15 protein-coding genes are annotated in these 24,095 nt (G+C 69.7%); 5 read left to right on the top strand and 10 right to left on the bottom strand.

The window, feature by feature from the left end:
* Positions 1-43: 43 nt before the first annotated feature.
* Positions 44-1,387, bottom strand: a complete 1,344-nt coding sequence (locus ACIBJB_RS02805) for an amidohydrolase (RefSeq protein WP_398925807.1) — start codon at positions 1,385-1,387, stop codon at positions 44-46.
* A gap of 368 nt (positions 1,388-1,755) precedes the next feature.
* Between ACIBJB_RS02805 and ACIBJB_RS02800 the strand changes: the two genes are divergently transcribed.
* The 3 genes from ACIBJB_RS02800 to ACIBJB_RS02790 all read left to right on the top strand — a co-directional run bounded on the left by ACIBJB_RS02800 (position 1,756) and on the right by ACIBJB_RS02790 (position 12,425).
* Complete coding sequence (locus ACIBJB_RS02800; protein WP_398925803.1) at positions 1,756-5,355, top strand: LamG-like jellyroll fold domain-containing protein; 3,600 nt, start codon at positions 1,756-1,758, stop codon at positions 5,353-5,355.
* 256 nt (positions 5,356-5,611) lie between these two features.
* Positions 5,612-12,106 (top strand): RHS repeat-associated core domain-containing protein, encoded by a 6,495-nt coding sequence (locus ACIBJB_RS02795; protein WP_398925802.1) that lies wholly within the window; start codon positions 5,612-5,614, stop codon positions 12,104-12,106.
* 4 nt (positions 12,107-12,110) lie between these two features.
* Positions 12,111-12,425: a hypothetical protein gene (locus tag ACIBJB_RS02790; protein ID WP_398925800.1), complete on the top strand. Its 315-nt coding sequence runs from the start codon at positions 12,111-12,113 to the stop codon at positions 12,423-12,425.
* Positions 12,426-12,529: 104 nt separating this feature from the next.
* Here ACIBJB_RS02790 and ACIBJB_RS02785 read toward each other — a convergent pair whose 3' ends face one another.
* From ACIBJB_RS02785 to ACIBJB_RS02755, 7 genes are all read right to left on the bottom strand, one after another.
* A complete protein-coding gene (locus tag ACIBJB_RS02785) occupies positions 12,530-13,363 on the bottom strand; it encodes an enoyl-CoA hydratase/isomerase family protein (RefSeq protein WP_398925798.1) in 834 nt (277 codons plus the stop codon).
* Between the two features lie 30 nt (positions 13,364-13,393).
* Entirely contained in the window at positions 13,394-14,404 is a 1,011-nt protein-coding gene (locus ACIBJB_RS02780) for an alpha/beta fold hydrolase (protein ID WP_398925796.1), read from the bottom strand.
* 57 nt (positions 14,405-14,461) lie between these two features.
* Complete coding sequence (locus ACIBJB_RS02775; RefSeq protein ID WP_398926817.1) at positions 14,462-15,118, bottom strand: response regulator; 657 nt, start codon at positions 15,116-15,118, stop codon at positions 14,462-14,464.
* A 149-nt stretch (positions 15,119-15,267) separates the two neighbouring features.
* Positions 15,268-16,443, bottom strand: coding sequence for a low temperature requirement protein A (locus ACIBJB_RS02770; protein ID WP_398925794.1), 1,176 nt, complete (start codon positions 16,441-16,443; stop codon positions 15,268-15,270).
* A gap of 22 nt (positions 16,444-16,465) precedes the next feature.
* A complete protein-coding gene (locus ACIBJB_RS02765) occupies positions 16,466-17,317 on the bottom strand; it encodes an alpha/beta fold hydrolase (RefSeq protein ID WP_398925792.1) in 852 nt (283 codons plus the stop codon).
* Between the two features lie 33 nt (positions 17,318-17,350).
* Complete coding sequence (locus ACIBJB_RS02760) at positions 17,351-18,169, bottom strand: oxidoreductase (protein WP_398925790.1); 819 nt, start codon at positions 18,167-18,169, stop codon at positions 17,351-17,353.
* A 126-nt stretch (positions 18,170-18,295) separates the two neighbouring features.
* On the bottom strand, positions 18,296-19,501 hold the full coding sequence (locus tag ACIBJB_RS02755; protein ID WP_398926815.1) for an MFS transporter: 1,206 nt from the start codon (positions 19,499-19,501) through the stop codon (positions 18,296-18,298).
* A 124-nt stretch (positions 19,502-19,625) separates the two neighbouring features.
* Between ACIBJB_RS02755 and ACIBJB_RS02750 the strand changes: the two genes are divergently transcribed.
* Positions 19,626-20,204 carry a TetR/AcrR family transcriptional regulator gene (locus ACIBJB_RS02750; RefSeq protein ID WP_398925788.1) on the top strand — a complete coding sequence of 193 codons (579 nt, stop codon included), beginning with the start codon at positions 19,626-19,628 and terminating at the stop codon, positions 20,202-20,204.
* Positions 20,205-20,246: 42 nt separating this feature from the next.
* Here the strand turns inward: ACIBJB_RS02750 and ACIBJB_RS02745 are convergent, their stop codons facing one another.
* Together ACIBJB_RS02745 and ACIBJB_RS02740 are read right to left on the bottom strand one after the other, a co-directional pair.
* Positions 20,247-21,452, bottom strand: coding sequence for a glycoside hydrolase family 1 protein (locus ACIBJB_RS02745; protein WP_398925786.1), 1,206 nt, complete (start codon positions 21,450-21,452; stop codon positions 20,247-20,249).
* Positions 21,453-21,463: 11 nt separating this feature from the next.
* The gene (locus ACIBJB_RS02740; RefSeq protein WP_398925784.1) at positions 21,464-22,807 is read right to left on the bottom strand and encodes a mucin-1; all 1,344 of its coding nucleotides are present in this window, start codon (positions 22,805-22,807) and stop codon (positions 21,464-21,466) included.
* A 180-nt stretch (positions 22,808-22,987) separates the two neighbouring features.
* Here ACIBJB_RS02740 and ACIBJB_RS02735 point away from each other — a divergent pair, with 180 nt between their 5' ends.
* Positions 22,988-24,007: a LacI family DNA-binding transcriptional regulator gene (locus ACIBJB_RS02735; RefSeq protein ID WP_398925783.1), complete on the top strand. Its 1,020-nt coding sequence runs from the start codon at positions 22,988-22,990 to the stop codon at positions 24,005-24,007.
* Positions 24,008-24,095 lie beyond the last annotated feature (88 nt).

Here is a 24,095-nt window from a genome sequence, read left to right as displayed (position 1 = left end):
GACGCCGGTCTGCGGTCGGCGGCGCTCCCCGTCCTGGTCCTGTTCACGGGTCATAGTGCTGCACCGCCCTGCCGTGCGAGGTGTCCAGGAGTGCGGGCACGCGTGCCTCGATCTCGGCCAGCAGCCCCGGCAGGTCCACCGTCAGGAGTCGGCCGTCGCGCACGACGACCCGTCCGTCCACCACGACCGTGCGCACATCGCTCGCCCGCACGCTGTAGACCAGCGCCGCCACCGGGTCGTGCACCGGCCGGCAGTGTGCTCCGCCCAGGTCGACCAGCACGATGTCCGCGGCCCGCCCCGGCTCCAGCGCGCCGATCCGGTCCCCGAGCCCGAGCGCCCGGGCCCCGCCGCGGGTGGCCAGCCGGACCGTGTCGGAGACCGTCATCCAGGTGGCGTCCCGCTCGGCCTGCTTCTGGGTCAGCGCGACCAGCCGCATCGCCTCCCACACGTCCAGCGTGTTGTGCCCGGCCGCCCCGTCCGTCCCGGCCCCCACGGCGACACCGGCGTCCAGCAGGCTCCGCACCGGCGTGAGCGGATGCAGAGCGTGCTTCAGATACACCTTCGGGCAGCTGGCCACACCCGTACGGTCCCGGTGCGCCGCCAGCGTCGGCAGGTCGTCCGGGACGATGCCGCAGCCGTGCGCGATCAGCGCGCCCGCGTCCAGCACACCGGTCCGCTCCAGCACCGTGATCGGCGTGATGCCGCGCCTCGCCAGGCTCGACTCGGTCTGCTCCAGGTGCTCGGCGGCGTGGAGGTGGATCCGCAGGCCCAGGTCCCGGGCCAGCTCCGCGACCCGGACCAGGTCCGCGTCCTCGACGGTGTACGGCGCGTGCGGGCCCAGCGACGCGGTGAGCCGCCCGTCGCCCGTGCCGTGCAGGGCGGCGGCGGTCCCGGCGCTCTCCTCAAGGGCCGCGCGGCCCTGACTGCTGAAGTAGGTCGGCGCGATGTCGGCCCGGATCCCGGTCCGCACGACGGCATCGGCGATCCGCTCGGCGTGGAAGTAGTGGTCGGCGAACGTGGTCACCCCGCTGAGCAGCATCTCCGCACAGGCCAGCTCCGCGCCGAGGCCGATGTCGGCCGGGGTGAGGTTGACCTCCATGGGCCACACCCGCTCGTTGAACCAGGCCTCGACACTCACGTCCTCGGCGGCGCCGCGCATCAGCGTCATCGGCCCGTGCGTGTGGGCGTTCACCAGCCCGGGTACGGCGATCAGCCCCGTGCCGTCCACGATCTCGGCCCCGGCCGCCTCCGGCCCTGAACCCGCCGGGCCCAGCCAGGCGATCACACCGTCCTCGACCAGGATGTCCTGGTCGGTCTCCACTCGGCAGGAGCCCTGCTCGGGCACCAGAAGCACCGAGCAGGACGTCACGATCAGTCGGCGCATCATGCGGATCCTTCCGTCCGAACCGGACGCTAAGGATCCAAAACGTTTTGCACAACCCCTGGTCGTGGCGAGGTGGCGAAGCCGCCGACGACCTCCCAGCCGTCGACGGACATCGAACCGATGGACGGCACCCGTCACCAAGGTGAACGATCGAATTCTTTGCTCGTATGTGGGCGATCGCTTGTCTGATCTTGATGTTTCCCTTGGACTTCAGCTCAGTTGCTCCTGCCATGCTCCTCAATCGCCAAGTGATTGTGATCAGTTCGTCAAGTGCTCAGGGGTGGGCTGTGGGGGATTCGGGTTGTAGACGTGTGCGGTCGTCGCATACGGCGTGGCTGGCCGCGTTCGTCTTGTTGATACAGCCGGTCGCCATGGCCGCCGCGTACACGGCCGTTGCTGATGGCCGGAAGTCCGGTTCCGTCGGCACGAGGTCCCTCTCTCCGGAGGCGGCCGCCGCGCGGCAGGCGATGGCCGGTGATGCTCCGGTCGAGGTCGCCGACGACCGAACGGAGTACACGACGACATACGCCAACCCGGACGGCACGACGTTCAGGCTGGACCAGTCGACCGTACCGGTGCGGGTGCACCGGAGCGACGGGTCGTGGGTGTCCCCGGACCCGACCCTGGAGGTTCGGCCGGACGGGACGGTCGGCCCGAAGGCGGCCGTGGTGGATCTGGCGTTCTCCGACGGCGGCGACGGCTCGGGGCTGGTGGACATCGGCCGGGGCGGCAAGTCCTTGCGGTTGGGCTGGCCGGGAACGCTGCCGAAGCCCACGCTGGACGGAGCGAGCGCGGTGTACGCCGATGTGCTGCCGGGCGTGGACCTGCGGATGACGGCGACTGCCGAGAGCTTCCGTGAGCTGCTCGTGGTGAAGTCCCCGCAGGCGGCTGCCGATCCGGAGTTGAAGAAGGTCGCCCTCTCGCTGCAGGCGGACGGGCTGACGGTGGCGTCGACGAGCGGCGGCGGGATGACCGCCGTGGACGACGACGCGCGCCCGGTCTTCTCCGCTCCGCCGGCCCTGATGTGGGACTCGCAGGGCGACGCGAGCACTTCCGGCTCGTCCCCCCAGTTGGAGCGGACGGCCACGGTCACCCAGGCGAGCGACCCGTCCCCGTCGGCCACCACTGACCCGTCCACCGGCACGTCGGCGGACGGTACGGCGGGACCGGGTGACGGCGACGCGTCGGCGGTGCTGCCGGTCCAGGTCGGTACGGACTCACTGGCTGTGGTGCCGGACGCGGGCATGCTGGCGAACAGTGACAGCAGTGCCTACCCCCTCTACATCGACCCCAGTGTGGGCCTGGACCAGACGGCCCACACGTATCTGCGCTCGGACGGCGTCAGCGACTTCAACTGGGGCAACGGCAGCAGCAACGAGGGCAAGGGCACGGGCCACTGCTCCTCGTGGAACGGCTACTACTGCGGCCCCGGCTACACCGAGCGGCTGTACTTCCAGTTCTCGCCGAGCAGTCTGGCGGGCAAGAAGGTGCTGTCGGCGACGTTCCGAGCGACCGAGAGCTGGTCCTTCACATGCGACGCGCGCTGGGTCGACCTGGAGCGCACCGGCAACATCTCGTCGTCGACCACATGGTCGACCCGTCCCTCGTACCTGGGGATGATGGCGAGCCGCGACGTGTCGGCGGGCCGCAGCTCGCTGTGTGATCCTTCGCAGCCGCCGGCGCCGGTCGAGTTCAGCGGCTCGGGCCTGACATCGACGGTGGGGGACTTCGCGGCGGGGAAGTTCTCGCGGCTGACCCTGCTGCTGAAGGCCCGGGACGAGACGGACACCAGCGCCTGGAAGCGGTTTCGGAACGACGCGGTGCTTTCGGTGACGTATGTCGGGCTGCCCGCGGTACCGACCAAGGCGGGCATCGTCGAGGGCAGCGGTATCAGCTGCGACACCGATTCCACCGACCCGGACGTGATCGCGGATCCCACGCCGAGCCTGACCGCCACGGTATGGACGGCGACCGGCGGCGGCAGCGGAGCGAGTCTGCGGGCGCACTTCTACGTCCAGCAGAAGAACAGCGACGGCAGCTGGTCCGTGGCGACCGAGCCGGTGCGGCCCACCAGCGGCTTCGTCGGCAACGGAACGGTGCTCACGTACCCGTCACCGATCACGCTGTCCGAGGGGCCGCTGTACCGGCTGGCGGTGTTCAGCCGCTCCTACTACGACAGCGGCGGCAGCTCTCTGGAGTCGCACAGCACGGTGACCACCAAGGGCTGGTGCTATTTCAAGGTGGACACCACCGCCCCGAAGGCACCCACGGTCACCTTCGGCAGCCCGTACTCCGCGTGCACGGCCAACGCGTGCGACCCCGCCGGCGGCCCGGGTGTGGCGGGCCAGTTCACCTTCTCGCCGGCCTCGGGGGACACCAACACCGCTTACGAGTACAAGCTGGCGACCTCCACCGTCTGGTCCAAGCCGATCCCCGGAAACAAGGTCACGGCCGGGATCCCTCCCCAGTTGGCGGGCACCCAGCAGCTGCAGGTACGGGCGCAGGACAGTGCCGGACGCTGGGGTGCGAAGACGATCGTGAAGTTCAACGTCGCCGAGGGGCAGACGGCGATCGGCCGCTGGCACTTCGACGATGCGGCACCGGGCTCCGGCGTGACGACGGCGGCGGACACGGCGACCGAGGGCACGCGTCACGCGGCGACGCTCTACACGAGTGGTGCGGGCTGGTCGTCGCTGGCACGCCGGGGCGAGGGGGATCGGTCGCTGTGGCTGAACGACACCTCCGACACGACCCGTCAGTCCGGATACGCGGCCACCGCAGCACCGGTCGTCAACACCCAGTCGTCGTTCACCGTCTCGGCCTGGGCCTACCTGACGGACGGGTCCGACTTCCGCACGGTGGTGTCGGAGACGGGCAGCGACGGCTCCGGATTCGCCCTGTACTACTCGCCGAGCATCCAACGCTGGGTGTTCCTGTGGAACTGGTACGAGAACGGGGTGCGCAAGTACCTGGGCGCGAACGCCGACGCGGCCGGCGTCCCGCTGAAGGCGTGGACACACCTGAGCGGCGTGTACAACTCCGTGGACCGCACCATCTCGCTGTACGTCAACGGCCGCCTGCAGGGGGCGCCGGTGGCGCTGCCCAGCACGTCGGACGCCACGGTCAGCGACGGCACCCTGCAGTTCGGCCGGGCCGGCTTCACCCCCGGCAGCTACGTGAACTACTGGCGGGGCCGCATCGACGAGGTGGCCGTCTGGCAGCGTGCCCTGACGGACGACGGAATCGCCACCGAGGACCAGCTGCTCGACGCCAACGACGCGCCGAGCGTGGAGCTGATGGGCGCCTGGAACCCGGACGGCGCGAGCGGCAGCACGCTGGCGGACACCACCTCCGGATACGGTCGCGCGCTCACCCTGTCCGGCGGTGCCTCGCTCGACGGCCAGGCCCTCGTCCTGAACGGAACGGACGGGGCGGCCACCAGCCCGGGGCCGGTACTGGATGACACCGCGTCGTTCACGGCCACCACGCTGGTGGACATCGACCGCGATGCCTTGCTGTCCAAACCGGTCGGGTACACGGCGCAGGTGGTCGGCCAGCGCAGCGCGGACGGTTCCGCCTGGGGCTTCTGGTACCAGCTGACCGGCACCGACATCGACCCGGAGACGGACACGACCATCCCGGTCGGCAACTGGTACTTCGGCCGGCTGAACAAGAACGGCAGCTTCGACGGGGTGGTCTCCGACGAGGCCGCGGATCTGGGCAGCCCGGTGCGGATGACGGGCACGTACGACGCCCCGTCCGGGACGATCCACTTCTATCTCGGGCCCGACGAGAACGGCTTCAGTGTCACGCATCCCTACACGGCGGTGGCCGGGTCCGGCGAGTTCGCGGCCGGTGAGGGATACGTGGGCGGAGCCTGGGGTCACCAACTGCCCGGAAGGATCACCGACATCAGGCTGTGGGCCGGTGCCATGGCCAACCAGCAGGTCACCGACACCGTCGGAGACTGACCCGCGTGACAGGCACGGGTGGGGCGGCGTCAAGCAGCCGCCCCACCCGGCCAGACTCCCTTGTCCCCTTGCTCTTTTGATCCCTTGGCGTGCGCAGGCGGCCGACAGCGGTCGCGGGAGGCTAGTCATGAGTTCCGGCATGAAGGCTCGTTGGATCGGCACTGCTCTGACCCGCGGTGTTCTGTTGCCGTGGCGTGCACCTGCACCGCGGCAGGTGGTACGGCGTCGGCGGGCACCTGTCGTCGCGGCGCTGTCCATGGCACTGGTCGTTCCTGCGGGACTCGGGGTGCCGGCGGCTCACGCCGCCGGGGGCGGCCTGGGCAAGCCGGCGCTGCCGAAGCACCGGGTCGACGAGGTACGGAAACATCCGGGCCTGGGTGCGGCGAAAGCCCGTGCGCAGGTGGCGAGAACCGGGGCCGCCAACGCGGCCCAGGCCCGGCGCGCACGTGCCCAGCAGCGCGTGGTCTGGCCGCACACCGCCGAGGTGACCGGGCGAATACCGGGGCAGGGCTCGGCCACGCTCACCGCGGGAGGACTGCCGGTCACCGTCGTACCAGGGCCGGGGACCGGTTCGGCGGCCGGCCAGGTACGGGTGCGGGTTCTCGGGCAGCAGCAGGCCCGGGCGGCAGGCATCAAGGGTGTGCTGCTGACGGCCTCGGCCGCCGAGCCGGGCGCCGCCCAGGTCAGCGTCGACTACTCGGCGTTCGCCTCCGCCTACGGGGGCGGCTGGTCCGGTCGGCTGCGGCTGGTCCAGCTCCCGGCGTGCGTGCTGACCACGCCGCGGAAGGCCGCCTGCCGGACCCAGACCCCGCTCGGCTCGCACAACGACATCAGTGCTCAGACACTGTCGGCCAAGGTCGGCCTGGCGGAGGCGAGCAGCGGCACCGCGCGGGCCTCGCGCTCGACGCCGCGCATGTCCCTGATGGCTGCCGACACGACGTCGGCCACGGTGCTGGCCGCGACCGCCACCTCATCGGGAGAGTCGGCCTCCGGTGCGGGCAACTACGCGGCCGACCCCCTCTCGGCCTCCTCCAGCTGGGAAGCAGGCAGTGCCTCGGGCGGCTTCACCTGGTCCTACCCGCTGACCGCTCCGCCGGCCGCAGCGGGACCGTCGCCGCAGCTGTCGTTGTCGTACGACTCGGGGAGCGTGGACGGCAGGACGGCTTCGACGAACAACCAGGGAACGCTCGTCGGTGAGGGCTTCGGCGACGTGGCGTCCTCCTACGTCGACCGTTCCTATGCCTCGTGCGACGACGACGGCGAGAGCGGCAAGTACGACCAGTGCTGGAAGTACGACAACGCCTCGCTCGTGCTGAACGGCAAGTCCACCGAACTGGTCAAGGACGACACCACCGGCGTCTGGCACCTGAAGGACGACGACGCCTCCACCGTCACCCACTCCACCGGCGCCGACAACGGCGACAACGACGGCGAGTACTGGACCGTCACCACCGGCGACGGCACCAAGTACGTCTTCGGCCTGAACAAGCTGCCCGGAGCGGACACCCAGCGCACCAACTCCGTCTGGACCGTGCCGGTGTTCGGCAACAACTCCGGTGAGCCGGGTTACAGCCAGGGAACCGCCTTCGCCGACCGGGCCCTCACCCAGGCCTGGCGCTGGAATCTGGACTACGTCGTGGACCCGCACGGCAACGCCATGTCGTACTGGTACACCGCGGAGACCAACTACTACGGAAAGAACGGCGCGTCCACCGGCACCGCCCCGTACACGCGGGGCGGCTACCTCACCAAGATCCTCTACGGGCAGAACAAGGACACCCTGTTCACCGGCACCGCCTCGGACGAGGTCACCTTCAGCTATGACGAGCGGTGCACCGCCTCCGACTGCTCCTCGCTGACCGCCTCCACGGCCTCCAGCTGGCCCGACGTCCCCTACGACTCCCTCTGCACCTCCGGCGCGGACTGCAAGGCCACCAGCCCGGCGTTCTTCACCCGCAAGCGCCTGACCGGCATCGACACCCACGCCTGGTCGGCCGCCTCCAGCGCCTACACGGACGTCGACTCCTGGGCGCTGACCCAGCAGTTCCTGGACCCGGGCGACATCGGCAACAGCACCGACCAGACCCTCGTCCTCAAGAGCATCCAGCGCACCGGCAAGAACGGCACCGCCATCGCCCTGAAGCCGGTCACGTTCACCTACCAGATGCGGGAGAACAGGGTCGATTCCTCCACGGACAACGTTCTGCCGCTGAACCGGCCCCGCATCCAGACCGTCACCTCCGAGGCCGGCGCCATCACCACGGTGACGCTGTCCAACCCGGAGTGCGTACGTGGCTCGAACATGCCGTCGTCCGAGGACAACGACACGATGAGCTGCTACCCGGTCCACTGGCACATCAACGGCGCCACCGAGGCGTCGCTGGACTGGTTCAACAAGTACCGCGTCACCGACGTCGTCACCTCCGACCCCACCGGTCTGGGCGAGACGATGGAGAACCACTACAGCTACTCCGGGCCGGCCTGGCACTACAACAACGACCCGTTCACCCCGGCCGGGGAGCGCACCTGGTCCGACTGGCGCGGTTACCGCACCGTCACCACGCTGAAGGGCGCCTCCAGCGAAACTCAGTCCAAGACCGTGTCGCTGTATCTGCAGGGCATGGACGGTGACAAGCAGAAGGACGGCACGACCCGCTCGGTCTCCGTCCCGGGCATCGGCTTCACCGGCCTGAGCGTCGCCGATCAGACCGACAGCGACCGCTTCTCGGGCTTCACCCGCGAGCAGATCACCTACAACGGGTCCACCCCGGTCACCGCCACGGTCAACGACCCCTGGTCCAGCCGCACGGCAAGCCAGCAGAAGTCGTACGCCGACATCGAGGCCTACTTCGTCCGCACCTACAAGACGCAGACCTCGACCTACCTCACCGCCGCCGCCAAGTGGCGCACCCGCAACATGACCACCAGCTTCGACGGCTACGGCATGCCCACCACCGTCTACGACGCGGGTGACACGGCCGTCACCGGGGACGAGACCTGCACCCGCACCTGGTACGCCCGCAACGACAGTCTGGGCATCAACTCCCTGGTCTCCCGCACCCGCGTCGTCGGCCGCGCCTGCTCCACCGCCGAGACCGACCTGAGCCTGCCGGCCTCGTCGAGCACGCGTGGGGACGTGTTGTCCGACGCGGCCACGGTCTACGACACGGCCACCGCCACCGCCTGGACCGCCTCGCAGACCCCGACCCTGGGGGACGCGAGCTGGACCGGACGTGCCTCCGCCTACCCCGCCACGGCCACCAACGGCGAGCGGTACCCGACCTCCTGGCAGACCGTCGAGAAGACCACGTACGACACGCTGGGCCGGCCCTTGAGCGTGACCGACGCGCTGGGCAACCCGACGACCACCGTCTACACCCCGACCACGACGGGGCCGCTGACCAAGATCACGGCCACCAACGCGAAGACCCAGAAGTCCTACACCTACTTCGACTACGCTCGCGGCACTCCCGTCAAGGCCTACGACGTCAACACGAAGCTGACCGAGTCGACGTACGACGCGCTGGGCCGGGTGACCGCCGTCTGGCTGCCCAACCACCTGCGCGCCGCCGGGTACGGCGCCAACTACACCTACGCCTACTCGGTCACCAACAACGCCCCGTCCTGGGTCTCCACCTCCAGCATCCTCGGCGAAGGCGTCTACAACACCAGCTACACGATCTACGACTCGCTGCTGAGGCCGCTGCAGACCCAGTCCCCGACCGCGAACGGCGGCCGGCTGCTGACCGACGCGCGCTACAACAGCCGCGGCCTGGCGTACGAGACCTACGCCGACGTCTTCGACTCCACCGCCACCCCCTCCGGCAGCTACGCCCGTGCCGAGTACGGCGGCGCACCGAAGCAGACCGACACGGTCTTCGACGGCGCGGAACGCCCGACCAGCAGCTCCTTCTACGTCTACGGCGTCAAGAAGCGGTCCACATCGACGACGTACACGGGAGATTCCACCGCCACCACCGCCCTGGCCGGCGGATCAGCGGCCCGCACCATCACCGACGTCTTCGGCCGCACCACCGAGCAGCGCGAGTACTCCGGCACCGACCCGGCGGACACCGCCTACGGTGCGGGCGTCGGCGCCGCCTACACGGCCACGAAGTACACCTACACCCGCGACTCCAAACCGGACGTCGTCACCGGCCCCGACGGCACCCACTGGTCCTACACGTACGACCTGTTCGGTCGCCAGGCCTCGGCGACGGACCCGGACAAGGGCACGAGCACCACGTCGTACACCGACCTGGACCAGGTCGCCACGACCACCGACTCCCGCAAAAGCACCCTCCTGTACGGCTACGACGAACTCGGCCGCAGGACCGACCAGTGGCAGACGTCGAAGACCGACGCCAACAAGCTCACCCACTGGGCCTATGACACCCTGGCCAAGGGGCAGCTGGACTCGTCCACCAGCTATGTCGGAGGGGTGACCGGCACCGCCTACACCCGCAAGGTCACCGCCTACGACAGCCTGTACCGGCCGACCACCACCCAGTTGGTCCTGCCCTCGACCGACGCCCTGGTCACCTCCGGCGCCGTCACCTCCACGCTGACCTCCTCGACGTACTACAACCTCGACGGCACCCAGCAGTACATCTCCGAACCCGCCGCCGCGGGCCTGGCCGCGGAGAAGGTCGTCACCCACTACAACAGTGTCGGTCTGCCCACCGACGTCACCGGCCTCAGCGGCTACCTGCTCGGCGCCGCCTACTCCGAGATCGGCCAGCCCCAGCAGTTCACTCTGGGCACCTCCGCGGCCGAGGGCACCAAGAAGGCCTACATCACCAATACCTGGGAGGAGGGCACCGACCGGCTCAAGCAGTCGGCCGTCACCGACCAGACGCACAACTACGAACTGCAGGAACTGAACTACGGCTACGACGACGCCGGCAACGTCACCTCCGTCACCGACCCCACCGTCCTCGGCGGCACCGGCAAGGCCGACGACCAGTGCTTCACCTACGACGGCCACCAACGCCTGACCCAGGCGTGGACCCCGTCCACCGCCGACTGCTCCGCCTCCGGCCGCACCACCGCGAACCTCGGCGGTGCCGCCCCGTACTGGACGTCGTACAGCTACACCGACGGCGGCCTGCGCAGCACGGAGACCAGCCACAGCTCCGCCGGTGACACCACCAAGACGTACTGCTACGGCGACACCGCCCACCCGCACGGCCTGACCGCCACCACCGCGGCCACTTCGTGCACGGGTGTGACCGCCACGTACGCCTACGACGCGACCGGCAACACCACCGGCCGTCCCAACGGCACCGACACCCAGAGCCTCACCTGGAGCCCCGAGGGCCAACTCGGCACCCTCACCGAGAAGTCCGGCTCGGGCACCACGAAGAGCACCACCAGCCACGTCTACGACGCCGACGGCACCCTCCTGATCCGCCGCAACACCGGCGGAGAGACCGTCCTCTTCCTCGACGACGGCACCGAGGTCCACCTCGACACCTCCACCGCGACCGCCAAGTACTGGGCCCAGCGGTACTACGACGCCGGCGGCCAGGTCATCGCCGTACGCACCAACAAGACCGGCACCGAGACCCTCTCCTGGCTCGCATCCGACCAGCACGGGACCAGCAGCCTGGCCCTGGACGCCACCAGCCAGGCGGTCACGAAGCGATACACCACCCCCTTCGGCACCTCCCGCACCGGCGGCACCGGCACCTGGCCCGACGACAAAGCGTTCCTCGGCAAGTCCGCCGATTCCTCCAGCGGCCTCACCTACGTCGGTGCCCGCGAATACGATCCGACCATCGGCCGTTTCCTCAGCGTCGACCCGGTCCTTGACACAAGCGACACTCAATCCCTCAACGGCTACACCTACGCCGACAACAGCCCGTTGACCCAGAGCGATCCCACGGGTCTGGAAAGCTGTGGGCTCGTCCACTTCTGTTCCGGCAGTAACGGCACGTACGGCACCTATCACGAGGAGAACGACCCGGGGTCGAAGAAGTACAAGGGCTCCAGCCACTATTGCGACACGCACAAATGCGGCGGCAGCGGCGGCGGCAGCGGCACCGGAAGTGCCCCGGCGAGCGATCCGGTCACGATCGCGCCGATCCCGCCGCGTCAGTTCGGCGCGGAGGCGAAGCGAGCATGGCTCGACGCACTCCACATGGTCGACAAGCAGAACCGCATGACGGACGCCAACGACATGTGGGACGCCCGCAACGGAATCCATCTGGCGAGTGAGACGTTCTGGGAGGTCTTCTGCGACGAGGCCCCCGGAGCCTGCCCCAAGAGCCGGCCCGACGCACACAACTCCACCGACTTCGGGTACTTCCCGATGACTTCGGCAGACTCCTCGGGGGAGTCCCTCAAAGACGTTCTGAAGGGTGGCCCCTCGGCGGCAGCTGCCGGAATCTGGTACAGAAACCTGCGCCCCGACGAGGATCCGGCAGAAGGATTGTTCGCCAAGAACGTCGACGGCGACTACACCATCAACGTGCAGATAGGTCAGGGGAGTCGGGTACGGACCCAGTGGATTTCGGTGACGAAGAGCTGGGACGTGATCAAGAAGTGGCGCCAGCCCGGTCAGCGGGTCGCTATCATCGACGGCGACAAAGTCGAGGCGCGGCTGGTCGACCTCACCACCCCGGACAACAGGGCCAGGTACCTGCGAGGATTTCGTTCGCTCAACAATGCGCAATCATCGCAAGAGGGCCTCGTCGAGAGATACATAAACCCGAACGCCATCATCGGAATGGTCGAAGATGAGGAATGATCCCGTGGATGAGGAACTCGTGTCGCAACTCAACGACGCGGCTGAGGGATTCATCGGTCCCCTGCGCCTGAACGACGGCTTCGATCAGCTCGCGCTGGACGAGCTGTGCAGCCAGATCGACCGGCTCGGGCAGCAGTGGCGCACAGCCGAGGTCATTCCGAAATCGGCTGCGCTCCTCCTCTCGGAGCTGTACCCGTCGATCAGCGCCTGCGCCGACCTCTACGCGGGGGACGAACGCCAGAGAATGATCGAGGCTGCGGTGCGGGTCGGCGAAAGAGTCACCTTCGCCCTGGACCCCGCGGGCGAACCCGAGATGTGAGGCCTCGCGCAACCGGACACCCGTCCGGGGCCCTGCTGCGTGAGGTCGATCGCGCGGAGATCAGACCGGGCCGGCGCTGTGGTGTTCGCCCACGGGCACGGTCCCTATGTCTGCTGGTTGATGAGGCCGGCGTAGTAACCGAGGTTCCGCTCGATCTCTTCGAGACCGATCTCGGCGATGGCCTTCCCGAGCTGTGGCACGCGGGCCTGGAATCCCGGCCAGGTGACGGACTCCGCGAACTCCCTCCAGGACGCGCGCAGGTCGGCCACGGGCGGCAGGGTCGACCGGTTGATCTGTGCCCTGGCGCCCAGGACGGATGCCTTGTCGAAGGACGCGATGCGCGCCGCGACACCTTCGACGAAGGCGTCGAGTTCGGCGTCGGGGACGGCCCGGGTCACCCAGCCGTACCGTTCGGCGCGCTCGGCGTCGTAGTCCTCGCTGGTGAGGATCGCTTCGAGCGCGCGGTCCCGTCCCAGCAGCCGGGCCAGACGGTCGCTGCCGCCCCCACCCGGGACAATGCCGATCGCGACCTCGGGCTGGCAGAAGAAGGCTTCCTCGCGGCTGGCGTAGCGCAGGTCGAAGGCCAGGGTGATCTCGTCCCCTCCGCCCCGCGTGCGCCCGCGGATGGAGGCGATGCTGATGAACGGGGCGCTGGTCAGGCGGGTGACGAGTTCGACCCACGTCGGGGTCCCGTCCGCGGCGTTCAGCGCCAGGAGTTCGGGCACCTGGCCGAGATCGGCGTGGTTGAAGAAGTATCCGGGCGTTCCGCTGTCGAAGACGACGACCTGAACCTGTTCGTCACGGCTCAACTCGTCGACGGCGTCGATCAGTTGGACGACGGTGTCCGCGCCGACGACGTTCACCGGCGGATTGGTGAAGGTGACCTTGCGGATCTTCGGCCCGACGATGTCGATCTCGAACATGCTGTGCTGGGTCATGCTGGGCTCCAGTGCCGAGGGGGGGATACGTCAGCGGTCGAGGAACGTGTTCACCTCGGTGCCGAACTTGACGGCGTACTGGTAGAGGAAGCCGTGGCCCGCGTCCGGGTAGATGTGCAGCTGGGCGTCGGGGAGGTACGTGGCCAGCAGGTGGGAGTTCTTGGCGGGCATGAGGATGTCGCTCTCGCCGTCGGCGACCAGGGTGGGCTGGAAGAGGGCGTGCAGGCGGACGAACTTGGACTTGTCGGGGATGCCCCACTCGGACCACGCGGTGAGTTGGCGGTCGCGGGTGGCCAGGCTGGAGGGGGCGTCCTGATCGGTGGTGCGCCGGCCGAGGCGCTGCAGGAACTCGCGTCCCGCGGCCTGGCTGGAGGCGGTGTTCTTGAAGAAGAGGAAGAGGTAGTCCTCAGGGCCCGGGTTGTCCTTCAGGGTCCGCTGCAGGATGTCGGGGTCGGATGCGCGCTGGTCCACTCCGCCCTGGGGGCCGGTGGCGGCCAGGACGACGCGGCGGACCTGCCAGGGGCGGCGCAGCGCGACCTCCTGGGCGACCTCACCGCCGAGGGAGAACCCGAACACGTCGTAGCGGGGCAGCTTGAGGGCGTCGATGAAGTCGATGGCGTCCAGGGCCATCTGCTGGACGGTGCTGGGCGTGGTGCCGGTGGAGCCGCCGACGCCGACGTTGTCCACGAGGATGACCTCGCGCTGGGCGCCGATGGTGTCGATGAGCTTGGGGTCCCAGCTGTCGAGGGTGCCGCGGAAGTGCTGGAGGAAGACCAGGGGCACGCTGCCGGCACCGGGGTGGCCGAAGCGGCGGTACTGGTAGGTGACGCCGTTGGCGGCCTTGACGCGCAGGTTGGGGGCGGTGCCGGCGCTCTCCGCGTTCTGCGTCTGGGCGACTGAGTGGCGTGCGGCGCTGGAGCTGCCGCTCACGGCGTTGGCCATGCTCGGTGCCGTGGCGGTCAGGGCCGCGACGACCGATACGCCGGCCAGCGCCATCGCGGTGCGCCGGGAGACACGGGTACGTCGATTGGTTGAGGACATGTCCAAAAGCTAGGCAGCGGCAATGTCGCCGGAAACCATCCCGAGCGCCCGACGGGGTCATCCGCCAGGGCGAACCAGTCCGCTCTCGTAGGCCACGACGACGGCCTCTATCCGGTCGCGGACGCGCAGTTTGGCGAGGATGCGGGCCACGTGGGTCTTGACCGTGGTCTCGCCGAGGAACAGCTTCCCCGCGATCTCCGCGTTGTTCAGCCCGCGGGCGACCAGACCCAGCACCTCACGCTCGCGGTCGGAGAGTACGTCGAGGCGTTTGTCTGCGACGGGAGCGACGGCGCCCGTGACGTACCGGTCGATCAACCGCCGCATCACCGACGGGGCGATCACCGCGTCGCCGCGCAGCACACCGCGGATGGCCATCAGCAGTTCGGCGGTCGGTGTGTCCTTGACGAGGAAGCCGCTCGCTCCCGCACGCAGGGCCGCGTAGGCGTACTCGTCGCGGTCGCACGCGGTGAGGACGAGCACGCGCGTGCCGGGCAGGGCGGCGCGCACTTGCGCGGTGGCCGAGATGCCGTCCAGGCGCGGCAGCCGCACTCCCATGAGGACGACGTCGGGGCGCAGCGTGAGTGCCTGTGCCACGGCCGCCTCACCGTCCCCGGCCTCGCCGACGACCGTGAGATCCGGCTGGCCGTCCACCACCATGCGCAGTCCGACCCGCATCAACTCCTGGTCGTCACAGACCAACACGCCGGCCTCCATCATGGTGCCCCGCCCCCGGACCGGGCCACCCACTCCGGCACGCCGGCCACGGTGAGCGCCCGGCGAAGGCCCCGGCTACTGGCGTACATGCCCATGAAAGCCTCCCAGCGAATGGGGTGAACAAGGTGAAGGAGAAAGGCGCGCCGGTCTCAGTTCCCGTCGGCGACCAGGGGGCCTGAGGGGATCGGCCTCGCACGCGCGTCCCCCGCCGGACGGCGCTCTTCGAACACGGCCAGGGCGACGACGATCGCGGCGGCGATGACGGCCGACAGGTAGGCCGGGGCCGTCGTCGTGGCCGCGCAGCCGACGACCAGAGCGGACAGCGCGAGCAGCCGTGGCCGGAGCAGGTCGTCGAACAGGGTTGCCCCGTGCCAGGTCTGCGTGCCGAGGTAGAGGGCCGGGCCGCCGAACAGCAGCAGGTTCGTGGTGATGCCGGCGTGTTCCAGGGGGTGGGTGATGACGCGTTCGTCGGCCACGGCGACGGCGATCAACCCGGCGACGGAGGCCATGAGGCTGATGACGCCGCTGCGCGCGGCCCGCATCGGGTCCTCGGTGCTCTGGAAGTGGCGTACGACGCGCTCGGAGCGGCCGAAGAACAGCCAGAACAGCGCGACCGTGCCGGTGAGCGCCACACCGCCGGTCAGCAGGGTCATCGGCTCGTACGGGGCCGCGGTGAGTGCGGTGCCGGTGGTCATGACCGTCTCACCCAACGCGATGATCACGAACAGGCGTCCACGCTCCAGCAGGTGCCCACCGGCGAAGCCGACCTGCCGCGACTCCAGCCGGCGGCCCGGCAGCGGATGCGCCGCCCAGGTGCCCGCCAACTCGATCAGCAGCGCCGCGGCCCACCATGCCGCCCGCGCGCCGCCTTCGGCCGCCGCGCCGGTCAGCCACAGGGGTGCAGGGGCGACGAACCAGACCAGGACGCGGCGGAAATGCTCCTGGTTGACCCGGTCGAGGCCGACGGTGAGCAGCCATACCGTCCGGCCGAGGTGGATCATCAGGAAGGTGGCGACGAAGACCCACCCGGCGTCGCCGAAGGCTCGCGGGATCGCGGCGTTCATGAACAGCCCAAGCAGCATGACCGTCAGCAGCATCCACCGGGTCCGCGGGTCCTCGGCCGGGACGAGGGTGACCGCCCAGGTGGTGTAGGCCCAGGCCGCGTAGACGGCGAGGTAGAGCACGAGCGTCTGGGCGGCGCCGGTCCACGTCGGGTGGGCCAGCAGCTGATGGGACAGCTGGCCGATGGCGAAGACGTAGACCAGGTCGAAGAACAATTCCAGCGGGGTGACCTCCCGGCGCGCCGGAACGCTGGTCGGCTGCACGATGTCTCTCCGGTCGGTCGGGTCAGCCGGCAAGGAAGGCCGTCACCTGAGCGGCGAAGTCCTTGGCGTGCTGGAAGAGGAAGGCGTGGCCGGCGTCGCTGTAGGCGACGAGGGTGGCGTCGCTGATGTGCTGGACGGCGGTGTACGAGGCCAGGGCGGGGATCATCGCGTCCTGGATGCCGGTGGCGTACAGGACGGGCTGCTTGATGGACTCCAGGTCCGTGCGCACCTGCTCGAAGGGGATCGCCGCGTCCTTGCCGATCGCGGCGATCTGGCCCATGGCCGCCGCCTGGGACACGTCGGGGCGTCCGGTGGCCAGCCGGGTGGCCACCCTGGCGAGGTGCGCGTATCCGGCGGCGCGGCCGGTGTCCGTCCCGGGGAAGAACAGGAACACCAGGTCGTCGCCGGTGACCTCGGGCTTGGTCATGGTGGCCCGTACCTCCGGGTCCGGGTCGGGGGCGCCGGGCACCGTGCCGCCCGGGTTGGCGGCCGCGACGACCAGCTTGCGGACCAGGTGGGGCCGGGTGCGGGCGAGGTGCTGGGCGACGGTGCCGCCCAGCGTCCAGCCGAGGAGGTCCACCTGAGCCAGGCCGAGGGACTCGAGGAACTCGACGGTGCCGTCGGCCAGTCCCTCGACCGAGTCGCGCGGGGTGCCGGTGGTGTAGCCGGTGCCGACGTTGTCGAACACGATCACGTCATGGGCGGCGGCGAGGTGGTCCAGGAACTCCGGGTCCCACCAGTCGAGGGTCCCGCGGACCCGGTTCAGCAGGACCAGCGGGATACCGCCCCGCGGACCGATGCGCCGGTAGGTGAACGTCGCGGAGGGACCTTCCACGGTCAGATCCTCGGCCGCGTCTGCCAGATGGGTGCTCATGGCGGGCTTCGCTCTCTGTTGCGGGGACGGGCGTCAGGCGGGCAGCTGGTTGAGCCTGCGCAGCTGCTGGTCGAACATGCGGGCGGGAACGATACGGCGCATGGTGCGGACGCGTCCGGTCATGGCGCCGGCGGTGTAGCGCAGCTTCGGCTTGGCGTCGGTGGCCGCCGCGACGATCTCCTTGGCGACGACGGCGGGGTCGTCGCCGTCCTTGACCGCGCCGGCCATGTACTCCTCGAAGACGTGGCGCTGCTTGGCGTAGACGTCCAGGGGCCGGTCGGGCCGCACGCTGGCCGCGTCGAACGCGGTGTTGGTCCAGGCGGGTTCGACGAGCAGGGACCGTACGCCGTACTCGCGGACCTCGTGGTCGACGGACTCCGAGTAGCCCTCGACGGCGTGCTTGGAGGCGGCGTAGACCGCCATGTAGGGCTGCGGCATGAAGCCGACGATGGACGAGAGGTTGATGATCCGTCCGCTGCGCCGGGCGCGCATGTGCGGCAGGACGGCGTTGGTCATACGGATGACGCCGAAGACGTTGATGTCGAAGAGGCCCTGTGCCTGCGCGGCGGAGCTCTCCTCGGCGGCGCCCGCCGAGCCGATGCCGGCGTTGTTGACCAGGACGTCGATCCGCCCGAACCGGTCGATGACCTCGCCGACCGCGGCGGTCACCGAAGCGTCGCTGGTCACGTCGAGGTCGAGGAAGGTGACGCCCTTCAGCGGGGTGACGTGCGCGGTGTTGCGGCTGGTGCCGACCACGTCGTGGCCCGCTGCGGCCAGCGCGAGCGCGGCTGCCTTTCCGATGCCGGAGGAGGCACCTGTGACGAGGGCCACCGGTCGTGTTGTCGTTGCCATGTCGGGCTCCTGGTTCGTGGGCGCTGCTCCCAATCGGTTTCATCAATGTATCATGTCTGTCGGTAATAGCAACAGCGGAGCATCAATTATCTGGCTACCAGTAGCGTTGACGTATCGCTTCAGGGGTCAGGTCGGCGAGCACGCCGATCGGGTGTCGGCGGCGGGGGCGATGAGGACGGCGGAGGTGACGAAGATCAGAACCACCACCATGGCCGAGCGCAGCCCGTAGTGGTCGCCCAGGAACCCCAGGGCGGGCGGGCCCACGAGGAAGGCGACGTAGCCGATGATGGCGACCAGCGAGACGCGGGCGGTCTGGTCGGGGCCGGAGTCGCCCGCCGCCGACAGGGCCACCGGAAAACCGAGGGAGGCTCCAAGTCCCCAGAAGAGTACGGCTGTTGCCGCGACGACAGCGTTGTCGGAGAAGATGACCAAGAGGAGCCCGACGGCACCGGAGACGGCACTCGCGCGCACGACGGCGGCCCGCCCGAAACGACCGAGGAAGTATGTGCCGCTGAAGCGGCCCAGGGTCATCGCCGCCGCGAACCCCACATAGACGAGCGAGCCCAGCGCGGCGTCAAGGCCGTGACCGTCGACCATGAGCAGCGGCAGCCAGTCGTTGGCGGCGCCCTCGGCCAGCGCCATGGCCAGCACGATGGCGCCGATGAGCAGCAGCTTCCGGTCCTTCCACACCTGCGGCCCGGGTCGTTGCGCCGGACCGGGACCGTTAACCGGTGTCGACGGCGCGGCGCTGATGCTGATGCCGATACCGACGGGAACGGCACGCATGGCGTGGACCAGAATCCCCGTGGCGACCAGGGCGACCACGGCCAGATGCCAGGAGACGGGGACCGCGGCGGCGGTGGCCGCCATTCCGGCCGAACCCCCGATGACCGTGCCCAGGCTGAAGCAGCCGTGCAGCGTGGGCAGCACCGCGGTCCCGGTGATGCGCTCCACGTCGGCGCCGTCCACGTTGACCGCCACCTCGCCCCCGCCCATGCCCGCGCCGAACAGGCACAGCCCCGCGGTGACCAGCGGCGCCGACGGCACGGCGCTGCCCGCACCGATGACGGCCGTGCCCACGATGATCAGGAGAGTGCCGAGCGCGATGACCGGCCGGGTGCCGAACCGGGATACGAAACGGCCGGAACACAGGATGCCGATCATGGAACCGACGGACAGACCGAACAGGACCAGACCCATCTGTCCGGTGGACAGGCCCAGTTGATCGCGGACGTCCGGGGTGCGCGTGACCCAGGACGACAGGGCGATGCCGGGAAGAAAGAACAAGAGGAACAGGGCCTGACGACGTCGGCGTACGGCGCGGTCTGTCAAAGGGGAGCTCACGTATCAAATGTATCTATAGTTGAAACATTGGAGCATCAATTAATTGGGTATCCGTAGCGTTCACGTATCCTCTACAGGGGATCCCCGGTAGCGAACCAGACAGGAGACAGACATGGGCCGAGCACTGCGGGCAGATGCCGAGCGCAGTGTGCGCGCGATTCTGGAGGCGGCCGAGCGGGTCCTCGCCCAGGACGCCGGTGCTTCCATGGAGCAGATCGCCGAGGCGGCGGGGCTGACGAGGATCACCGTGCATCGCCGGTTCGCGAACCGGCAGGCACTGCTGGAGGCGCTCGCGGTCTCCGCGAAGCAGCAGCTCATCGACGCCATCGAGGAAGCCCGGCCCGATGCCGCTCCCGCTCTGGTGGCGCTGTACCGGGTGACCGCGAACGTCCTGCGGGTCAAGGACACCTGGCGCTTCACCCTCAGCCACTCCACGCCCCACACCGCCGCCGCTGCCGCCCTCTGGGAGGAGATCGACACCCGCACCGTCGAACTCCTGAACCGGGCGCAGCGGGAGGGACTGCTCGCCCCGGACGCGGACCTGGACTGGACGCGGCAGGTGTACTACGCCCTCCTCGGCGAAGCCCTCGACAGGCCCGGCGCCGATCAGGATCCAGCCGCGCAGGACCCGGACGCGCTGGCCGCACTCGTCATCGACACCCTGCTGCACGGCGCGGGACCGCGAGGCTGACCTGTACTGATGCGCCGGCCCTGGGCAGTGACCATCGCGGCGTCAGAAGGTGACGCGTGGAAGAACGCGGGTTCGGCCGAAGCCACCGAGCCAGGCCGCGGACGGCTTCGGGGTGCGGGTGAACGTGTCGCGGTCCACGGCGATGAGACCGAAAGTGGGTGTGTAGGAGCCCCACTCGTAGTTGTCGAGGGCGCTCCAGGCCAGGTAGCCGCGGATGTCGAGGCCGTCCTCCAGGGCGGCGGCCACCGCGGACAGGGCTCCCGTGTAGTAGTCGACCCGCCGGTTGTCGTCGGCCGTGGCGATGCCGTTCTCGGTGACGATCAGTGGGACGTCGCCGACGACGGCGGCGGTGTGGCGCAGCGCGTGGCCGATGGCCTCGGGGTAGTACTCCCAGCCGGTGAGGGTGCGTTCGGCGTCCTCCGAGGCAGGGATCGGGCCGTGGGCGCCGATCCTGGTCCGTGTGTAGGACTGCACGCCGATCCAGTCGTCGTCGCGGGCCGCCTCGATGAAGACGTCCTCGCGGGGATGGCTGTAGGCGGCGGTGACCGCTTCGGCGCCCGGCTCGGCCTGGTAGACCTGGTTGGCAATCGACCAGCCGACCTGGATGTCGGAGGAGATCGACTTCACCGCGGCCCGTGCCCTGTGGTGGGCCCGGATCAGCGCGTCCGTGGTCGGCTTGTCGAGGAGCGGGATGCCGGCGACGGGTGCCACCTCGGTGCCCCGTTCGCGGAAGGCGACCGCGAGGGCGATCATGTTGGGCTCGTTGATCGTGCACACGTGCCGGACGCCGGTGCCGATGATCGGCGCGGTGGCGCGTACGTAGCGTTCGAACAGGTCGATCGCGCCCTCGGCGGTCCAGCCGCCCCGCTCGGCGAACCAATGCGGCACGGTGAAGTGGTGGAGGGTGACAAGGGGCCGCAGACCTCGATCGCGGGCTCCCTCGACCATACGGCGGTAGTGCGCGATCTCCGCCTTGGAGAAGCGGCCGGGAGCGGGTTCGATGCGGGCCCACTCGATGCTGAACCGGTAGTCGGTGAAGCCCAGTTCGGCGAGCAGGTCCATGTCCTCGCGCCAGCGGTGATAACTGTCGCAGGCGTCGCCGCTGGGTTCCGGGAGGGTGCTGTCCGCTGCGTGCTCCCGGTGCCACCAGTCGCTGCCCACGTTGTTGCCCTCGATCTGGTGGGCGGCGGTGGAGGCTCCCCACAGGAAGCCGTCGGGGAAGGGGTGACCGCCGGACGTCGCTTTCATGGCTGTGCCTTTCACGTCGATGCCGGTCCGGGCCAGACGGCCGAGGCGTCGTCGCGGGCTGGGTCGGGCAGGCGGATCGGGCGGACGGGGAGGGTGCGGGTACGTCCCTCCGTCACCGTCGTCCAGGGGGCGGGGTGACCCGAGTAGCACAGGCCGGTCAGGACGAAGACGCCGTCGGCGTAGACCTCGACGTACTCGCCGATGGTGAGGATGCGCAGGGTGGCGGCGGGCTCGGTCAGGTCGGACTCGCCGAGCCGGCTGCCCCCGGGACCGGTGATCCAGAGGTTCTTGCCGTCGCACCCGACGGCCAGGGCGGGCCGGCCGTCGTCTCCGGTTCGCAGGGTGATCTCGATCCGCCCGGAGACGTCCACGTCGCCGACCGCGTGCAGCACCGGCTCCTCCGTCTCCTCGCCCAACCAGCCTTCCAGGCCCGGCCACCACTCCAGGCGAGGCGCCGAACCCTCCGGCACCACAAGGGACTTGGGCTGCGCGAGCATCCCCCGGCAACGCTCGCCGGAATCGGTGAGCCCGACGTGGCGTGGGGTGGTGTGCAGCACGACGCGTGAGCCGTCGGGAGCGGCGATGACGCGCGGGGCGTAGGAGCCCCTCGGGCCCAGTGGGCCGCGACGGGTCCAGGGACCGCGTAGCCGGGGCGCCGTCCATGCCTCGAAGCCGCGCGTCGCGCCGATCGAGCCGAGCAGCAACCAGCCGCCGTCGTCGAGGCGTTCCAGGACCGGGCACTCCAACTCGTCCACGTCGCCCGGTGAGATGAGCGGGGGCCGCACGGTCCAGTGCTCCAGGTCGTCCGAAGTCGCCCATGCCACACAGCCGCTGACCTCGACCGGCAAGGAGGCGTCGGCGGCGCAGACCACCATGACCCAGCCGTCCGACTCGTCGTCACGTACGACGAACGGGTCGCGCCAGCCCATGCGTTCGCCGGTGCGGTACCACCGCGCGTCCGCCTCGACGACCGGCCCGGTGCCGTGGCGCCGCCAGCCGGTGCCGTCCGTGCGGTCCGAGTACGCCAGCCCGACCGACTGCAGCGGCCAGCCGTCGGCGGTGAGACCGGAAACGCCCGTGTAGCACATCGCCATGCCCGTGCCGTGGCGGAAGGGGTGCATGGTCCACACCGCCTGCTGGTCGAAGCGGCCGGGCAGGCCGTTGCCGAAGGCGCTGCCCTCCGGTTTCCAGCGGACCAGGTCGGTGGACGTGGCCCTGCCGTACGACGTCTCCATCCTCAGGTGGTCGAACTCGGCCGTCCACGGCCCCTGCAGGTGCAGCACCGCGTAGGTGCCGTCGTCGTCGCGGAGCAGGGCGAAGTCGTTCACGCAGAGGCCGGGCGGGGCGTATCGCATCCACAGTTCCTGTCGGCTCGCAGCGCGCAAACGCGTGCGCTGACCAGTGATCCAGAAGGTCTCGCTTGAGAATCGGCCCCAGTAAAACTGAACGCAAACGCTTGCGCAACAACGAGGCCGGGTTTACGGTCGCGTCACCCCCAGATCACACCGACGTGAAACCGACGGGAGAAATGCGCTGTGACCGTCAGCATCACCGATGTCGCCCGCGCCGCCGGAGTCTCGGCGTCCACCGTGTCCCGCGCCCTGCGCGGCCAACCGGGCGTCTCCGACGAGGTGCGGGCACAGATCGCGGCCGCAGCCGCCTCGCTGGGCTATACCGCGTCGCGTTCGGCGTCCAGCCTGGCGAGCGGTCGCACGCTCACCATCGGAGTCGTCGCCCCGTTCGTGGGCCGCTGGTTCTTCGGCACAGTGCTGGATGCGGCCGAGAACGTGTTCGGTGCCGCCGGGTACGACGTCCTGCTGTACAACCTGGGCTCCCCGGAGACCCGCAAACGCTTCTTCACCAAGATGCCGGTACGCAAACGCGTGGAAGCGGTGCTCTCACTGCTGGTCCACGACGAGGACGAGGCCGACGCGCTGAGGTCACTCGGGGTGCCGCTGGCCACCTTCTGGACCGCGCCCAGGCCCGGTTTCACCGTCGTGGGCATCGACGATCGGGCCGCGGCCCAGAGCGCCGTGCGGCATCTGGTGAACCTCGGCCACCGCAGGATCGGCATGATCGGCGGAACCAGCGGACCACTGCACTGGACCACCCCGGTCGAGCGACGCCAGGGCTACCTGGACATCCTGGCGGACGCCGGGATCGAGCACGATCCGGCCCTGGAAGCGGACGGTGACTACACCGTCGAGGGCGGCGAGCGGGCCATGACCGAACTGCTGGCCGCCTCCCGGCCGCCGACGGCGGTGTTCGCCCAGTCCGACGAGATGGCCATGGGTGCCCTGCGCGCCCTGCGCCTGCACCGCTTGAAGGCGCCGGACGACATGTCCGTGATCGGCCTCGACGACCACGAACTGGCCGAGGTGATCGGGCTGACCACCATCGCCCAGCCGGTCGCGGGCCAGGGTGCCGAAGCCGCCCGGTTGCTGCTGCGGCAGTTGCAGGAGCCGGACGCCGGCCCACCCGGGCATGTGCAGGTACCCACCGGTTTGATCCTGCGTGACACCACCGCACCACCGCACCCGCGCCGACCGCAGTAGTCCCTGCCCCGTTGACCCCGCTGCGGCCGTCAGGCCCCCCGAGGCCCCGCTCCCCACGCCGGAAAGCACCAGCGCACGCCGGAAAGCA

It is taken from the genome of Streptomyces sp. NPDC050759 (assembly GCF_044456945.1).
Lineage (GTDB): Bacteria > Actinomycetota > Actinomycetes > Streptomycetales > Streptomycetaceae > Streptomyces.
The sequence above is the reverse complement of the archived record's forward strand: the minus strand, read 5'-3'. Positions and strand labels throughout refer to the sequence as shown.

What these genes read in the sequence shown, in the direction of transcription:
- ACIBJB_RS02750 (WP_398925788.1), top strand. Translation starts at nt 19,626, where the DNA reads ATGGGCCGAGCACTGCGGGCAGATGCCGAGCGCAGTGTGCGCGCGATT.
- ACIBJB_RS02785 (WP_398925798.1), bottom strand. Translation starts at nt 13,363, where the DNA reads ATGACCCAGCACAGCATGTTCGAGATCGACATCGTCGGGCCGAAGATC.
- ACIBJB_RS02745 (WP_398925786.1), bottom strand. Translation starts at nt 21,452, where the DNA reads ATGAAAGCGACGTCCGGCGGTCACCCCTTCCCCGACGGCTTCCTGTGG.
- ACIBJB_RS02765 (WP_398925792.1), bottom strand. Translation starts at nt 17,317, where the DNA reads ATGAGCACCCATCTGGCAGACGCGGCCGAGGATCTGACCGTGGAAGGT.
- ACIBJB_RS02740 (WP_398925784.1), bottom strand. Translation starts at nt 22,807, where the DNA reads ATGCGATACGCCCCGCCCGGCCTCTGCGTGAACGACTTCGCCCTGCTC.
- ACIBJB_RS02795 (WP_398925802.1), top strand. Translation starts at nt 5,612, where the DNA reads ATGGCACTGGTCGTTCCTGCGGGACTCGGGGTGCCGGCGGCTCACGCC.
- ACIBJB_RS02760 (WP_398925790.1), bottom strand. Translation starts at nt 18,169, where the DNA reads ATGGCAACGACAACACGACCGGTGGCCCTCGTCACAGGTGCCTCCTCC.
- ACIBJB_RS02800 (WP_398925803.1), top strand. Translation starts at nt 1,756, where the DNA reads ATGGCCGCCGCGTACACGGCCGTTGCTGATGGCCGGAAGTCCGGTTCC.
- ACIBJB_RS02780 (WP_398925796.1), bottom strand. Translation starts at nt 14,404, where the DNA reads ATGTCCTCAACCAATCGACGTACCCGTGTCTCCCGGCGCACCGCGATG.
- ACIBJB_RS02805 (WP_398925807.1), bottom strand. Translation starts at nt 1,387, where the DNA reads ATGATGCGCCGACTGATCGTGACGTCCTGCTCGGTGCTTCTGGTGCCC.
- ACIBJB_RS02775 (WP_398926817.1), bottom strand. Translation starts at nt 15,118, where the DNA reads ATGGAGGCCGGCGTGTTGGTCTGTGACGACCAGGAGTTGATGCGGGTC.